The sequence below is a fragment of the Nostoc sp. CCY0012 genome (genome assembly GCF_963920855.1).
Taxonomy (GTDB): Bacteria; Cyanobacteriota; Cyanobacteriia; order Cyanobacteriales; family Nostocaceae; genus Cyanocohniella.
Genome location: NZ_CAWUDM010000047.1, coordinates 1 through 15409, shown reverse-complemented (window position 1 = coordinate 15409; position 15409 = coordinate 1). Strand labels below are relative to the sequence as shown.

Genomic DNA, 15409 nt, shown 5'->3' with positions numbered 1-15409 from the left:
TCAGAAATTTCCTAGCTGAAATCTGTAATGATTGAATTAGTGGTGTTGACTTTAACTTGATTATCCTCATGATTATGAATCTGCCAAAAGCTAGTTTGGAGGACATCGAAATCAAGTTGCTATTAGAGGGGGTATATCAGTACTATGGTTACGACTTTCGTAATTATGCTCTTTCTTCCCTCAAACGTCGGATTAAAAGCTTTATGCACGTAGAAGGTATAAGCAATATTTCGACATTGCAAGAGCGATTACTGCACAATCGCACCTGTTTAGAGAGATTTTTGTTGGGTGTGACTGTAAATGTCACATCAATGTTTCGTGACCCCAGTTTTTATCTCGCCTTTAGAAATCAAGTAGTTCCATTGTTACGCACCTATCCTTTTATTCGCATCTGGCACGCTGGATGTTCAACTGGAGAAGAAGTCTACTCAATGGCGATTTTGTTAGAAGAAGAAAAACTTTACCACCGTTGTCGAATATATGCTACCGACACCAACAGCAAGGTACTACAAAATGCTAAAAGTGGAATTTTTTCTTTGAGGATGATGCAAGAGTATACTCAACTGTACCTGAAAGCAGGTGGCAAAAGGTCTTTTTCAGAATACTACACCGCGGCTTATGATAATGCCATATTTCGAGCATCCCTGAGGGAAAATGTCATCTTTGCTCAACATAATTTAGCCACTGACAGTTCTTTTAATGAATTTCATGTCATTCTTTGTCGAAACGTTTTAATATATTTTAATCAGATACTGCAAAAACAAGTCCACGAACTGTTTTACAACAGTCTTTGCAACTTTGGCATCTTAGGTTTAGGTCGGCAAGAATCGCTGAGATTTACTCCTTACGAGCAGTATTATTATGAGATAGCCAAAGGTGAAAAGCTTTACCGGAGGCTTAACTAGTGTCCTTTAAAGTTGTAGTAATTGGCACTTCCCTTGGGGGATTATCTGCACTCAAAACAGTCCTGGCAAATTTACCAGCAGACTTCTTAGTGCCAATTGTCATTGTCCAACATCGGCATAAAAACTCTGACGGCACGATGGAAGAATTATTGCAAGAACATACGTGTTTGCCGATTCAAGAAGTCCAAGATAAAGATGAAATATTACCAGGAAAAATCTACCTAGCTCCAGCCGACTATCACGTACTCATTGAACCAGGTTATTTTGCTCTCTCTACAGATGATCCTGTTTCTTACGCTAGACCATCAATAGATGTGCTATTTGAGTCAGCAGCCGATATCTATGCTGACCAAGCTATTGGTGTTATTTTAACAGGTGCCAATCATGACGGCACACAAGGTTTAAAAAAGGTAAAAGCGCGGGGAGGAATTACCATTGTGCAACAACCAAGTACTGCTGAAAGTGCCATTATGCCAGAAGCGGCAATTTCTGCCATATCAGTAGATTGGATTGTCCCTCTGACGCAGATTGCCAAATTACTGGTTAGTCTTTGTCATCCAGGGGAGCAGGGGGAGCAGGGGGAGAAAGGGTAGCTTGGATTAGCAAATCCCTTACATAACAATGCTGAGTGTTAGTAGCTGGGCAAGATAAATGGCTAGTCGTGTCATAATAATTCAAGCAATCTGCTGTTGTCAGCGATTGTAATCAAGCATTTAGTGAAAGAAACTCATGCAGCCGGAACCCAAAGTAAACATCCTCTTGGTGGATGATAAGCTGGAAAATTTACTGGCACTAGAAGCAGTTTTGGAAAACCTAGGAGAAAACCTAGTGAAAGCCACTTCTGGAGAAGAAGCTTTAAGGTGTCTATTGCATCAGGACTTTGCGGTAATTCTGCTGGATGTACAAATGCCAGGTATTGATGGCTTTGAAACTGCTACCCTAATTCGTAGTAGGGGGCGATCGCGTCACATTCCAATTATTTTTCTGACTGCCTTTAGTACTAGCGACCAAATGCTGTTTAAAGGTTATGCTTCAGGTGCCGTTGATTATTTACTAAAACCCTTAAATACCAATATATTGATTTCTAAGGTGACGGTGTTTGTCGAACTGTTTAAAAAAACACAAGCAGTCCGGGAACAAGCACTCCAACTCAGCGCGATGAATACTGAACTCAAACAAAGCGAAGAGCGGTTTCGTTCACTGAGTACTTGTTCACCCATTGGCATTTTTGAAACGGATACTGAGGGGCGGTTTACTTATACGAATCCTTGTTATCAGGAAATTTGTGACTGTAGTTTGGTAAATAATTGTGACCAAGGATGGCTAGAATGTGTACATCCCCAAGAAAAAGAACGAGCGATCTCTACTTGGTCTACTTATATTTGTCAAGGTCAAGAATATTCGGCAGATTTTCGGTTTCAAAATTCTGATGGTAGTATCCGTTGGGTTGAGGTGCGATCGTCACCAATGCTTTCTAGTCAAGGTGAATTACTCGGTTATGTAGGGACTCTTGAAGATATTACTGAACGTAAGCAGGCTGAAGAAGTTCGCGCGCAAATAATTCGCGAACAAACGGCTAGACAAGAAGCAGAAGCCACCAACCGCATGAAAGACGAGTTTTTAGCCGTACTTTCCCATGAACTCCGCACACCCTTGACTTCCATGTTGGGCTGGTCAAAAATCCTGCGTTCCAAGAAACTTGACGAAAAAGCTACAGCCCGGGCCCTAGATGCTATTGAACGAAATGCCACATCTCAAATGAAGCTGATTGAGGATATCTTAGATGTTTCGCGGATTATTCGTGGCCAGCTAAGACTACATTTATCCGTTGTCAATCTGATTTCTGTCATTGAGGCGGCTTTGGAGGCTGTGCGACCCTTAGCAGAAACCAAAGGAATCGAATTAAATACTACTCTGGAGACTTCCCTCGGCGCGGTTTGTGGTGATCCAGCCCGGTTACAGCAAGTAGTGTGGAATTTACTGACTAACGCTATTAAGTTTACTCCCGCAGGGGGCAAAGTCGAAGTCCGGTTACAAGCTATAGAACCAGAAGCATGGGAAGCACAAGAGTTGTTTCCTCAAGAAAAAGTTCAGATATCTTCCACCTCCGCCCCTCTGCGTTTCTCTAAAACTACTTATGCCCAAATCCAAGTTATTGATACAGGCATAGGTATTACCTCAGATTTTTTACCTAAAGTGTTTGAACGTTTTCGCCAGGCTGATAGTACGACAACGCGATCGCATGGTGGCTTGGGGTTAGGATTGTCTATTGTCCGCCATTTAGTAGAACTCCACGGTGGGCTAATTTCCGCCCAAAGCTTGGGGAAAGAACAGGGTTCTACCTTTACGATCAAACTCCCATTAATGCAGGAAAACAACAACATCAACAATGGCAGAGAACTAAAACCCGAAAATTCTCAAGTATCTAACGACTATTAACTGTGGAACGATGATCCACTAGCAATGGTGGCGCCGACCGCAACACCGCATCCAGTAACCCCGGAAATAAGATTTCTAAATCTTCACGCCGCAATTTATTGATGTGTTGTGTACCTTCTTTGTGAGTCAAGATCACTCCTGACTCGCGTAAAATTTTAAAATGATTCGACATCGTTGACTTAGCGATCGCAAAATCAAACCCAGCACAGCACTGCTCCCCTTCGGTTGCCAGAATCTTCACAATTTCTAGCCGCACTGGGTCGCCCAAGGCATACAGCACTCCTGGTAAAAAAATGTCTTTTCGGTCTGGGTGATACAAAAATCTCATACTTGCATTATCTCGTAAAAGGGCGTATATTTTATTTGTTCGATATTTCCGAACAATAGAATAAAAACAAGGGGGCAAATATGTCATCCGTTACAAATGTCACAGAAGCCACATTTAAACAAGAAGTACTGGATAGTACAATCCCAGTATTAGTGGACTTTTGGGCGCCGTGGTGTGGCCCTTGCCGGATGGTGACTCCAGTTGTCGATGAACTGGCAGGCGAATATGCAGGACAGGTAAAAGTAGTTAAATTAAACACAGATCAAAATCCCACTGTTGCCAGCCATTATGGCATTCGCAGCATTCCTACACTGATGGTATTTAAGGAAGGGAGACAGGTTGATATAGTCGTGGGTGCAGTGCAAAAAACCACTTTGGCTAAAACTTTAGGTCAGCATATTCAACAAGTATAAGAATGGGGAGTCGGGAGTCGGGAGTTGGGGGTGAACAAGCAGGGGAGCAGGGTGGAGGGGGAAAAGATTTTCGGTGATTACCAACATCTTTGTTTTTCATCTCCCTCATCTCCCTCATCTCCCTCATCCATAATGGAAAGTAGTTTTTCAATCTAAATTATCAGGAGAATCGCGTGAATCCTACCACCCAAGTTCGCCCTTTAGATGTACCGCAAGCTATACTTCAACGTCGTTCTATCAAAACTTTTAAAACAGACCCCATTGACCCAGAATTACTCAAGCAATTGGTAGATTTGACCATAGCGGCCCCTAGTAGTTTTAACATCCAGGATTGGCAAATCATACTCATTCAAGATGAAGCGCAAAAAGCTGCCCTAGCAGCAGCAGCTTGGAATCAACAGCAAATTATTCAAGCGCCTGTTACCTTTGTATTTGCCGCCGATCCCAATGCAGGTGAACAAGACTTAACACCGATTTACGAGCAGGCGATGGCCACTGGAGCTTGGAATGAAGGTACGGTAAACTACTTTAAAAATGCCATTCCCCAATTTCAAGAAGGGCTAGGAGACAAACGCCGGGAATATGCCATTAAAGATGCGGTGATTGCTGCAACTCATTTAGTATTAGCCGCAGAAAGCTTAGGTTTATCCACCTGCTTTATGAATGGTTGGATTGAAGAACAAGTTAAACAAGTAATTGGTGCAGCCGATCCAGATATTGCGATCGCCCTTTTAGTACCTGTAGGTTATGCAGCCGAACCACGCTTAAATCCAGGTCGCTTGCCACTATCTCATAAAGTCTCTGTAGACAAAATCGGTCAACCATATCAAGCTTAATGCACATCCGCCTGCATCAAAAAAGCGCAAAACAAAGGAAAATTACCAATGATTGAGCTTTATTATTGGACGACTCCTAACGGTCATAAAATCACCATATTTCTTGAAGAAGTCGGCTTACCATATACTATTATTCCTGTCAATATTGGTGCTGGAGAACAATTTCAGCCAGACTTTCTCAAAATTTCTCCCAACAATCGCATCCCAGCCATTGTTGACCATGAACCGGCAAGCGGAGATCAGCCCATTTCCGTATTTGAATCTGGTGCCATCTTGCTGTATTTAGCAGAAAAAACCGGAAAATTAATTCCCCAAAATGTGCGCGATCGAGTAGAAGTCCTCCAGTGGTTATTTTGGCAGATGGGAGGTTTAGGGCCAATGGCAGGACAAAACCATCACTTCAACAAATATGCACCCGAAAAAATTGACTATGCCATTAACCGCTACGTCAAAGAAACAGGGCGCTTATATGCAGTACTCAACAAACGCCTAGCAGATAGAGAATTTGTTGCAGGCGATTATTCCATCGCGGATATCGCTGCTTATCCGTGGATAGTACCTTATGAAAGCCAAAGCCAAAACCTAGAAGACTTTCCCCATCTCAAGCGCTGGTTTGAGACAATTCAAGCGCGTCCAGCCACCATGCGCGCCTACCAAAAAGCCGAAGCCTTCAAAGACCAAACATTAGATATAGAAAAATCAAGAGAATTGCTATTCAACCAATCAGCAAATACAATTCACACTTGATACAACACTTTGCAAGTAAATAAAATCAATCTTGTAGGGTAGGCCGCAAAGCCTGCCCTTCTATATTTTTATCAATGATACTACTGAGGTGGTTCCATGCAGTAAATGTCACACTAATTTAGGCATTGTTATTCATAATTAAATAAAATAAATTCAATTATTTGACAAAACTATATTTTTATAAATACACTCAATAGTTTCAATTATGAAGCGAACCGCATCCACAGTTCCAACATTTGATTTAATGCTCTTACCCGCAATTCAAGCTCTGCAAATGTTGGGTGGTTCTGGTACAACTGAAGAAATTTATGACAAAGTAGTGCAACTTCTAAATTTGCCCGACAAGATACTGGAAATTTCTCACGGAAGCACATCACAAACTGAAGTTGAGTACAGACTTGCATGGACTCGTACTTATTTGAAGAAGTATGGAATTTTGCAAAACTCATCACGTGGAATATGGTCTTTAGTTTCAACTTCTATCAATCTTGATGACTTGGATGCCAAGGAAATTGTGAAAGCCGTTCGAGAGGCTGACAAAAACAAAGCTACTCCTTCAGATACTTTAGATGAGACAGTTGAGACTATTGCTATTGAAACACTAGAAGAACTTGCATGGCATCAACAGCTTCATAAAATTTTGCTATCGCTCGAACCTTCTGCCTTTGAGCGTTTAGTACAACGTCTATTACGTGAATCTGGTTTTATTCAAGTACAGGTTACAGGCAAATCAGGCGATGGTGGAATTGATGGGGTTGGTATTGCCCGTATCAATGGGTTTTTGAGCTTTCATGTTCTCTTTCAATGCAAGCGTTATCAGGGTTCAGTAACAGCAGGACAAATTCGAGATTTTCGTGGAGCAATGCAAGGACGCACTGATAAAGGGTTGCTTATCACTACAGGTACATTTACTAGAGATGCAATCAAAGAAGCAACAAGAGATGGTGCGCCACCAATTGATTTGATAGATGGTGAGCAATTGGTGCAACGCTTGAAAGAACTGGGTCTTGGTGTCAAAATTACAATGATTGAGTCTATTGACGTTGATATGGATTGGTTTACAAAGATTTGATTTATATCTCTTGAATTTATTAATGTATCAAGATTTGGATTACGGCTTAACTAATCACTTAGACGCACTATCCTATCATTGAAATTAAAGTTTGAGAGCAAATTATGTTAGATGAAGCGAATGTTGAACAACGTTTAGCAACTCTTGAACAAACAGTTGCGGATCTTAAACGCCGAGTTATTGATGCGCCTACCTCTAGTAATTGGCTTGAGAAGGTGATTGGCTCCATCTCTGATGAACGAGCATTTTTGGAAGCTTTAGAATATGGACGGTCACTGCGCCATGCTGATATCTTCACAGAAGAAAATGGTGAGTAACTGTGAGATATCTACTGGACACTGACCACATCAGTTTTCTTCAACGACGCTCAGGAGCAGAGTTTTTGACATTAGCTGCTCGGATTTCTCAGTATCAGCCTACAGATTTTGCTTTTTCTATCATCAGTTTTCATGAGCAAGTAATTGGCGCTCATACCTTTATCACTCGCTCCCAAACACCTAGTGATACAGTTCGAGGATATACCCTGCTGATGGAAATCATTCGAGGGTTTTCAGCAGCCCCAATCTTACCATTCGATGCTGGAGCAGTAGCTATATTTGAAGAATTAAGAGCGCAAGACTCGCAACAATAGTGACTTTAGCAAAGTGCCAAACTTGATTACAGCGAATTGGACAGTTTAAACTTTAAACTCAAATAAGCAGCAAAAAATTGGCTTTTACTCCTGACTATTCAGCCTTCCAACACAAAGTTTTGACCTCAAAAGGCGATTAATGCTAACTCATATGAAAACAAATGCCCAAAGTCCAGGTTAACGGAATTGATTTATTCTACGACATCAAAGGAACAGGAGAGCCGTTACTATTAATTGCTGGCTTCTTATGTGATCATTCCTATTGGTCGTTAATCATGCCTGCACTCGTTTCCCAATATCAAGTAATTCGTTTAGATAATCGCGGGATGGGGCGAAGTTCTGCTCCCGACAGTCCTTATAGTATTCAGCAGATGGCAAATGATGTAGCTGCATTACTGGATCACATCGGTATTGACAGCGTAAACGCAGTAGGTCATTCAATGGGTGGTCAAATTGCTCAAGAACTAGTAATAGCCAACCCCGAAAAAGTCAAAAGCCTGACTTTACTATCTTCCTTAGCCAAGGGGGATGCACGATTTAATAGTGTCATCGAGACATGGGGCGACCTACCCCAGAGTATAGATTTGCAACTGTATGAAAAAGTTGTCTTACCCTGGATATTTAGCGACGACTTCTATGCTATTCCCGCTATGGTGGAACAACTGATTGAGTGGGCAGTTAATTATCCATTTCCCCCAGCGCCGCACACACTGTATTATCATAGTCGGGCTATCCTTGCCAGTGATACAAAAGACCGGCTGCAACACATTCACTGTCCCACCCTGATTTTAGTTGGCAGACAAGACATTCTCACCCCAGTGAAGTTTTCTCAGCAACTCGCTCAAGGTATTGCCAAAGCTGAACTAGTAGTGATTGACCGTGGTGGTCATGGCTTTTTAATTGAGTCATCAGATACAGTAACTTCAGCAATGCTCAAATTTTTAGCACAGTTGCCATGTCCAATGAACTAAAATTACTGGTGTTCAGATAAACTCACGACCAACTTGAACAAGCTAGCTCAAATATCCGCACCAGAATTAGTGGCATATGATATAGGTAGGCATTGGTCACCCGATTCAGTTTCAAGGATACCAATATTAAAATGACAGACTTTAGAGAAATCCCAGAGTGGGAAAAAGCCCATGAACTGACAGTTGCAGTCTATGAAATTACTAAAAACTTTCCTGAAGAGGAATTACTGGGACTCACACAACAAATTAGGTTAGCTTGTGCGGCCATTCCCATTAAAATAGCTCAGGGATGCGATCGCGATGACTACGAAGACCAACTAGATTTTTTGGAAATGGCCAGGGATGCAGTCATTGAAGTGGAATATTACCTGCTGCTTTGCTATGAGTTGCATATGCTGGAATCGGCTGACTACGATCGCCTGATTAGGGATGTAGTAGAAGTGAAGGAATTGCTAGCATCTTATATTGACAAGCAAAGTCACAATTTTTAAGCCAGATTCTGTGGTTCTCAGACTCCTCCCCAAACACTTGCAAATTATCTGCACCCATGCTGAAAGCACCTACCCCGAAGAATGCTGCGGACTAATTCTTGGTGATCTAGCTAGCGGGGGTAAAACTGTCATAGAAGTAATATCTACAGAAAACGCCTGGAAGAGTCAAGCAGCTAATTTTCCAGGTGACCATACAGTAGATAGTACCAGACGGCGATATGCAATTGCTCCCCAAATCATGTTACAAGCCCAAAAACAAGCACGCGATCGCTCACTGAATATTATCGGTATTTATCACTCCCACCCCGATAATTCCGCTACACCTTCAGAATGCGATCGCCTCTATGCTTGGCCAGAATACTCGTATATAATAGTTTCCGTTCAAAACGGCAAAGCTAGTCAACTCCAAAGCTGGAGTCTTGATGATAGTCACCAGTTTCAAGCAGAGACAATTGAAAACATAATTTAATTCAACTACGGATATCGTTTTTCGATAGGATCAATATTCTTCGCTGATCTACCATAACTGCTATGCTCAATCCCAATCTGGATGAAATCCAGTTGACTAAAGACGATTACGAACGCTATTCCCGCCATCTGATTTTGCCAGAAGTGGGACTAGAAGGACAAAAGCGCCTAAAATCGGCCAGTGTATTATGTATCGGGACTGGTGGACTCGGTTCGCCATTACTTTTATATTTAGCCGCCGCCGGTATTGGCCGCATTGGTATTGTTGACTTCGATGTCGTCGATACTTCCAATCTCCAACGCCAAGTAATTCACGGTACATCCTGGGTAGGTAAACCCAAGATTGAATCAGCAAAACACCGCATTCACGAAATTAATCCCTATTGTCAGGTTGATTTGTACGAAACTCGCCTGAGTTCGGAAAATGCCCTAGATATCATTAAGCCTTACGATATCGTCGTGGATGGGACTGATAACTTCCCTACCAGATATCTCGTCAACGATGCTTGTGTATTACTAAATAAGCCTAACGTTTACGGCTCCATTTTTCGTTTTGAAGGACAAGCCACAGTCTTTAACTACGAAGGTGGGCCCAACTATCGTGACTTGTACCCAGAACCACCACCACCAGGAATGGTTCCTTCTTGTGCAGAAGGTGGCGTACTGGGAATTTTACCAGGAATTATTGGATTGATCCAGGCGACAGAAACAGTGAAAATTGTCATGGGACAAGGTAATACCTTAAGTGGGCGATTACTGTTGTACGATGCCTTAGCAATGAAATTCCGGGAATTAAAGCTGCGTCCTAATCCCATTCGCCCAGTTATTGAAAAACTGATAGACTACGAACAATTCTGCGGGATTCCGCAAGCTAAGGCAGAGGAGGCAAAACAGCAGATGGAAATGTCAGAAATGACCGTCAAGGAATTAAAGGAATTACTCGATAGCGGTGCAAAGGATTTTGTGCTGTTGGATGTCCGTAATCCTCATGAATACGAAATTGCCAAAATTCCTGGTTCCGTATTAATACCCTTACCAGACATTGAAAATGGCGATGGTGTAGCCAAAGTCAAAGAAATACTCAATGGTCACCGCTTAATTGCCCATTGTAAGCTGGGCGGACGCTCTGCCAAAGCTTTGGGTATCCTCAAAGAAGCAGGTATTGAGGGGACTAATGTTAAAGGCGGAATTAATGCTTGGAGTAAGGAAATAGATCCATCAGTTCCAGAATATTAAAAACCTAGGTGTCTATCATCTGGCCCCAGGATACTGCAAATAGCACAAAGGGGATAATCAAACCCTTTTGTGCTTAATCTATGTTGACTGTATGTCACTCAAAACATCTGAAATCATTACTTTCAACTTGGGAATATCCTCCTGAACTGCCTTCCAGAGAATTTCTACGTCTGTATTAAAATAATCGTGAATCAGTTTATCTCGCATTCCGGCAATATCTCTCCAAGGAATATCAGGATATTGACTTCTCACCGACTCAGGTATTCGTTTCACAGCTTCGCCTATAATTTCAATTGCCCTGGAAACTGCGAAAACTTTTTCTAAGTTTTGAGAAAAAACTTCAAACTTAATAACTGCTGTAAATTGCTCTATGGCAGCAATGGCATCCAAAATATCTTGTAAGTAGTCTTCTAGTTGTCGCTTGGTCAAAGGTAAACCACCTCTGCCAAAATTCGCTCTCCAATGCGAGGCTTTAAACCGCCCTTATGTACTAAATCGACCTTAACTCCCAGATTGTCACTGAGATAGTTCTCTAAATTAACAAACTTTAACAAGCTTGGTGTCTCAGAAAATTCCACCAGCAAATCTACATCACTGGTTTCTGTCTGCTCTTGCCGAATGTAAGAGCCGAAAATACCTAGCTCTCTGACTTTATAATGTTCCTGCAACACTGACTTGTGCTGTACAAGCCATTGCTTGATTTCTTCAAGAGTTTTCATACCCCCAATCTCCCTTTGGGTAAGCACACTGCATAACTTAGCTTACTCTGCTGTGGATGGGAAATGGAATAGAGTTTAATGCGCTTTACCAGCACCTAAATATAATTCACCCACTTTCGGATCATGCAATAATTCTTGACCAGGGCCAGAGATTGCATCTCGTCCCGACTCAAGTACATAACCACGATCAGCCATTTCTAAAGCTTTACGAGCGTTTTGTTCTACTAAGACAATGGCTGTACCTGTTTGGTTAATTTGTTTAATTTGCTCGAATACTTGGGTGACTAAGATAGGAGATAAAGCCGCAGAAGGTTCATCTAATAGCAGTAAACTAGGTTCCAACATCAAAGCCTTACCCATTGCCAACATTTGGCGTTCCCCACCTGATAGAGTACCAGCACGTTGACGACGGCGATCGCTTAATCGGGGAAACATCGTAAATATCCTATCTTTTAAGGGTTTGAGGGCAACATTACGCACAAAAGCCCCCATTTCTAGATTTTCTTCTACACTTAAAGAAGGGAAAACATTAGAAATTTGCGGTACATAGCACATTCCCTTTCTGACAATTTGATTTGACTTTAGCCCGGCAATATTTTCACCTTTAAAAGTAATTGTGCCTGTGTGGGGAGTCAACAGCCCAAAAATAGTTTTTGCTAAGGTAGATTTACCAGCACCGTTAGGGCCAATGACTGTGACTAATTCCCCTGGTGCTACATAAAAATTTACCCCTTGGAGAATATCTACATCTTTAATATATCCAGCGTGGACATTTTCAACTTCTAGTAAATAGTCATTATTCATTAGTAATTAGTCATTAAATAATAATTATGAGGTCAACAGTCAAGTTAAAAATAACTTCGAGACTGTTGACTAGCAAATTTTATGGTGTTTTTTGCAAATCAGGTCGTTCTTCTGGAACGATCGCATCTGCTACAGGACAAACTTGGATACATATACCACAATCGATGCAAGTAGCAAAGTCAATCCAATACCAATCGGTTCCCTTGACATTTTTACCAGGGCCTTCATGAATGCAAGCTACAGGACAAGCATCTACGCAGTCAGCTACACCTTCACAAACATCAGTAACAATAGTGTGTGGCATTTTCTCGATTCCCTATCTTTCGGATCAGCTATATCTAGCCTAGCAGGGAGAAGAGGCAGGGGAGCAGGGAGCAGGGAGCAGGGGGGATATACTTCTGGCTATAACCAAAATTTTACCTATTTTACCTATTGTCTATATCCCTATTCCCTAATTCCCAGTCCCCAGTCCCTACTTAACCCAATGATTCAATTGTGGGTGAACCATCAGATTTCATCCAAGCGATTTGGGCAATGCCGCGATCGCTTGCATATTTTCTAATGGCTTTTGCATCTCTGCCACCTAAATCCATTTCTACTCTTACCAAGTCTGTTGAATCCCGCAGTTTTTGTGCGTAGGCAAAGGCAGCAGCTTCAGCATGTGGTGCTTCTGCAACTACTAACCAGTTGCTAGCTGGGGTTGCTTGTGGCAATTGCTGAGTAGATAAAAGAACTTGGTATAAATCTTCGATATTAAGTACAAAGCCAATTCCAGGGATATCTTCTCCTTGGGGATGATATAGTCCCAGCAGCTTGTCATAGCGACCACCACGCCCTAAAACCCGTGCTTGCGAGTTAGCATTGCTGACGACTTCAAAGACGATACCAGTGTAGTAGTCGATGGTTTGGATTAAGCTGAGGTCAAGAATTAACGGGATATCCCCTTCTGATTCTAATAACTCTACCAGAGATTTCAGGTTATTTACTACCTCTTGTTGCTCTGCATCTAAACCGAGGCTGCTAACTTTTTGCAAGACATCTGCACTAGAACCGCGCAAATCCATCATGATTCTGGCGCGATCGCACAGTTCATCACTCAAGGGTAAAGTATCTATGGCAATGCGGTCGAGATGGGCGATGGCACTACGAACTTTAGCTTGGAGATTTACCGGAAAGGCATCAAGGAGCGATCGCGTGATTCCCGCTTCCCCTAAAACTAAATGCCAATTTTGCAAACCGAGTGCTGCTAAACAATTAGCCGCCAACAGTAGCACTTCTGCATTAGAAAGCAATCCGCCTACACCTAACAACTCAACCCCGGCTTGATAAAATTCTTGCTGGCGATTGTGCCTGTTTTCCCAGGTGCGGCGGAAGACATTAGCATTGTAGTAAAGCCGTTGCGGATAACTGACATCTGCCATGCGCGTAGCCACTGCACGAGCAATAGAAGCTGTCAATTCTGGACGTAAGCCTAACTCTTCATCTTCACCATTTTGCAATTGAATTACCATCTGGCGTTGAATTGCTTCCCCCGCCATGAGTGTATCCATGCGTTCCAACGTTGAGGTGATAATCCTGTGATATCCCCAACGGTGAAACACTTGCTGTAACCTGTCTTCAATCCAGCGTTTTTGAGCCACGTCTAAAGGTAATAAATCCCTAGCTCCCGCTGCTGGTTGATACACCATTATTTTTTCTTCCCACCAAACAAACCACCAAACAAACCCCCACCTCCAGACTTATCTGGTTGTTTAGTTCCATCATGAGGAGGTGAAGTAACTTTCGAGCCACTGGATTGTTGACCCAAAGCCTTTTCTATTTTAGGTTTCCATGTCAACGCTGTTTCATCTTTGGGGTCTAATTTTAGAGCATTATCAAAATGAACTTTGGCCAGCTTCAGTAAATTTTGCTTCAAATACACCAAAGCAATCAAACTATGACAACGACTATTCTTAGGTTCTAGCTTCAAAGCATCCTGTAACTCAACCTTGGCTTGAGCCAGTTGGTTTTTGTCAATTAAACTTTGAGCGCGGCGGACATACTGTTCAACTGCTGAATCTTCTTTTGGGGGAGGTGGGGGAGGTGGTGCTGTATTTGTCCTTGCTGTACCTGAACTACTTGGAGGTTTAGCCGATGACGGTGGCGTAGTGGACACTTTGCCAGCACTCCGCATTAAGTAAACTAAATTCAACTCGCTGATTTGAGCAATCACAGAAATTGATTGCTGCAACGATTCGTATTGAGTCGCTGCAATTTTAGCGATCGCACTTTTATAGAAATGATCAATATCCGGTGCAGTAGCTAGCTGTTTAGCCACATCGCTACTCCATTCCACCGCAGTAGATTCTTGTACCAAGCGTTTACCTATTTGGGACAAAATTATGATGTATTCTGTGCGACTACGTTCTGCTGAAAGTTTTTCATAAGCTGGGTTAACCAACTTTGATAAAAGTTCGTTAGCTAGCTGTTTTTCTTCTGCTGAAGTAATAGCCGTGCTATCAGGGTGTAAGCGGCGGGCGATTTGCAGATAACGTTTACGTACATCTTTCACCTGTGCGTCAACAGGAACACACAGAATTGCGTGATGATCTATGAAATCATATTTAAACAATCCACGATCTATTTTTAAAGTCATAGAGCGGTTTTGCACCCAAAGGAGCCGTTAGATTTTTTCTAGTTTACTTCCCTTAATTAGTGATCTGTAAGTAGCAAATTTGGGGATTGGGAAACTCGTGGCCCCCTATGGTGTACACACAAGTCTTATCAAGTTGCCTAGCAGCGTTTCGATCCCCCCTAACCCCCCTTGAAAAAGGGGGAAAAGAATCAAAGTCCCCCTTGAGAAGTACGCAGCACAGAGATGTGTGTACACTGTAGCCCCGCCTCGGAGAGGATACTGTTGGCGAGAGGTTCATCAAATTCACATCTTTTTAAGGGGGATTTGAAAATTTCTTAAAGTCCCCCTTTTTAAGGGGGATTTAGGGGGATCAAATGATTTGTGTGTACACGGTAGGGGGATAAGGGCTAATAGGGTAGGGTTGTTTCATTCCATCTCTTAGGGATTTTTGGGAATTGCGTCAACGATATACAATGGGTGTAAAAATACCGCAACAGTAGCGAAAAGTTTCCGTGAGTAACTCTAATCCGCAGTCACAACCACACAAGCTAACCCCTGATTCTAACTCTGTGCAGAGTTATCTGAATATTTTGCAAGGGGTTATAGCGCGGATGGCAAATAATAGTGCCAGCTGTAAAACTTGGTGTATTTCTCTGGTTTCAGCAATTTTAGTGGTACTGGCCTTAGTGGTGCAGAAAACTTTTTGGAGTCTCAAGTTGAAAAAACAGTAACACG

At 42.3% G+C, this 15409-nt stretch carries 21 protein-coding genes; 14 read left to right on the top strand and 7 right to left on the bottom strand.

Going from position 1 to position 15409, the window contains the following annotated elements:
• The first annotated feature begins 74 nt into the window (after positions 1-74).
• The 3 genes from ACM0OS_RS15245 (at position 75) to ACM0OS_RS15235 (ending at position 3344) form a co-directional block, all read left to right on the top strand.
• Entirely contained in the window at positions 75-905 is an 831-nt protein-coding gene (locus ACM0OS_RS15245) for a CheR family methyltransferase (protein ID WP_414544037.1), read from the top strand.
• Complete coding sequence (locus ACM0OS_RS15240; RefSeq protein ID WP_414544036.1) at positions 905-1498, top strand: chemotaxis protein CheB; 594 nt, start codon at positions 905-907, stop codon at positions 1496-1498. The genes ACM0OS_RS15245 and ACM0OS_RS15240 overlap by 1 nt, the downstream gene beginning before the upstream one ends.
• A 136-nt stretch (positions 1499-1634) precedes the next feature.
• The gene (locus ACM0OS_RS15235; RefSeq protein ID WP_414544035.1) at positions 1635-3344 is read left to right on the top strand and encodes an ATP-binding protein; all 1710 of its coding nucleotides are present in this window, start codon (positions 1635-1637) and stop codon (positions 3342-3344) included.
• Here the strand turns inward: ACM0OS_RS15235 and ACM0OS_RS15230 are convergent.
• Positions 3331-3672 carry an ArsR/SmtB family transcription factor gene (locus ACM0OS_RS15230; RefSeq protein ID WP_414544034.1) on the bottom strand — a complete coding sequence of 114 codons (342 nt, stop codon included), beginning with the start codon at positions 3670-3672 and terminating at the stop codon, positions 3331-3333. The genes ACM0OS_RS15235 and ACM0OS_RS15230 overlap by 14 nt on opposite strands.
• Before the next feature lie 80 nt (positions 3673-3752).
• Here ACM0OS_RS15230 and trxA point away from each other — a divergent pair, with 80 nt between their 5' ends.
• The 10 genes from trxA to moeB all read left to right on the top strand — a co-directional run bounded on the left by trxA (position 3753) and on the right by moeB (position 10537).
• Positions 3753-4085: a thioredoxin gene (gene trxA, locus ACM0OS_RS15225; protein WP_414544033.1), complete on the top strand. Its 333-nt coding sequence runs from the start codon at positions 3753-3755 to the stop codon at positions 4083-4085.
• A gap of 173 nt (positions 4086-4258) precedes the next feature.
• Positions 4259-4921: a nitroreductase family protein gene (locus tag ACM0OS_RS15220; protein WP_414544032.1), complete on the top strand. Its 663-nt coding sequence runs from the start codon at positions 4259-4261 to the stop codon at positions 4919-4921.
• A 48-nt stretch (positions 4922-4969) separates the two neighbouring features.
• Complete coding sequence (locus ACM0OS_RS15215) at positions 4970-5668, top strand: glutathione binding-like protein (RefSeq protein WP_414544031.1); 699 nt, start codon at positions 4970-4972, stop codon at positions 5666-5668.
• Positions 5669-5873: 205 nt separating this feature from the next.
• Positions 5874-6740, top strand: a complete 867-nt coding sequence (locus ACM0OS_RS15210) for a restriction endonuclease (RefSeq protein WP_414544030.1) — start codon at positions 5874-5876, stop codon at positions 6738-6740.
• 104 nt (positions 6741-6844) lie between these two features.
• Positions 6845-7057, top strand: coding sequence for a transferase hexapeptide repeat containing protein (locus ACM0OS_RS15205; RefSeq protein WP_414544029.1), 213 nt, complete (start codon positions 6845-6847; stop codon positions 7055-7057).
• A gap of 65 nt (positions 7058-7122) precedes the next feature.
• Positions 7123-7371, top strand: a complete 249-nt coding sequence (locus tag ACM0OS_RS15200) for a hypothetical protein (protein WP_414544028.1) — start codon at positions 7123-7125, stop codon at positions 7369-7371.
• 161 nt (positions 7372-7532) lie between these two features.
• Positions 7533-8342: an alpha/beta fold hydrolase gene (locus ACM0OS_RS15195; protein WP_414544027.1), complete on the top strand. Its 810-nt coding sequence runs from the start codon at positions 7533-7535 to the stop codon at positions 8340-8342.
• Between the two features lie 131 nt (positions 8343-8473).
• Complete coding sequence (locus tag ACM0OS_RS15190; RefSeq protein WP_414544026.1) at positions 8474-8833, top strand: four helix bundle protein; 360 nt, start codon at positions 8474-8476, stop codon at positions 8831-8833.
• Positions 8808-9302: a Mov34/MPN/PAD-1 family protein gene (locus tag ACM0OS_RS15185; protein ID WP_414544025.1), complete on the top strand. Its 495-nt coding sequence runs from the start codon at positions 8808-8810 to the stop codon at positions 9300-9302. The genes ACM0OS_RS15190 and ACM0OS_RS15185 overlap by 26 nt, the downstream gene beginning before the upstream one ends.
• Positions 9303-9364: 62 nt before the next feature.
• Positions 9365-10537, top strand: coding sequence for a molybdopterin-synthase adenylyltransferase MoeB (moeB, locus tag ACM0OS_RS15180; protein ID WP_414544024.1), 1173 nt, complete (start codon positions 9365-9367; stop codon positions 10535-10537).
• A 78-nt stretch (positions 10538-10615) separates the two neighbouring features.
• Here the strand turns inward: moeB and ACM0OS_RS15175 are convergent, their stop codons facing one another.
• The 6 genes from ACM0OS_RS15175 to ACM0OS_RS15150 all read right to left on the bottom strand — a co-directional run bounded on the left by ACM0OS_RS15175 (position 10616) and on the right by ACM0OS_RS15150 (position 14695).
• Positions 10616-10966, bottom strand: a complete 351-nt coding sequence (locus ACM0OS_RS15175) for a DUF86 domain-containing protein (protein WP_414544023.1) — start codon at positions 10964-10966, stop codon at positions 10616-10618.
• On the bottom strand, positions 10963-11256 hold the full coding sequence (locus tag ACM0OS_RS15170) for a nucleotidyltransferase family protein (protein ID WP_414544022.1): 294 nt from the start codon (positions 11254-11256) through the stop codon (positions 10963-10965). Before ACM0OS_RS15170 ends, ACM0OS_RS15175 begins: the two co-directional genes overlap by 4 nt.
• A 75-nt stretch (positions 11257-11331) precedes the next feature.
• Complete coding sequence (locus ACM0OS_RS15165) at positions 11332-12060, bottom strand: ABC transporter ATP-binding protein (RefSeq protein WP_414544021.1); 729 nt, start codon at positions 12058-12060, stop codon at positions 11332-11334.
• Positions 12061-12139: 79 nt separating this feature from the next.
• Positions 12140-12364 (bottom strand): indolepyruvate ferredoxin oxidoreductase subunit alpha, encoded by a 225-nt coding sequence (locus ACM0OS_RS15160; protein ID WP_066380485.1) that lies wholly within the window; start codon positions 12362-12364, stop codon positions 12140-12142.
• A gap of 172 nt (positions 12365-12536) precedes the next feature.
• Positions 12537-13748: an ATP phosphoribosyltransferase regulatory subunit gene (locus ACM0OS_RS15155; protein ID WP_414544020.1), complete on the bottom strand. Its 1212-nt coding sequence runs from the start codon at positions 13746-13748 to the stop codon at positions 12537-12539.
• Positions 13748-14695, bottom strand: a complete 948-nt coding sequence (locus ACM0OS_RS15150) for a J domain-containing protein (RefSeq protein WP_414544019.1) — start codon at positions 14693-14695, stop codon at positions 13748-13750. Before ACM0OS_RS15150 ends, ACM0OS_RS15155 begins: the two co-directional genes overlap by 1 nt.
• A gap of 491 nt (positions 14696-15186) precedes the next feature.
• Here ACM0OS_RS15150 and ACM0OS_RS15145 point away from each other — a divergent pair, with 491 nt between their 5' ends.
• The gene (locus ACM0OS_RS15145) at positions 15187-15405 is read left to right on the top strand and encodes a hypothetical protein (RefSeq protein ID WP_414544018.1); all 219 of its coding nucleotides are present in this window, start codon (positions 15187-15189) and stop codon (positions 15403-15405) included.
• The last annotated feature ends 4 nt before the right edge of the window (positions 15406-15409 follow it).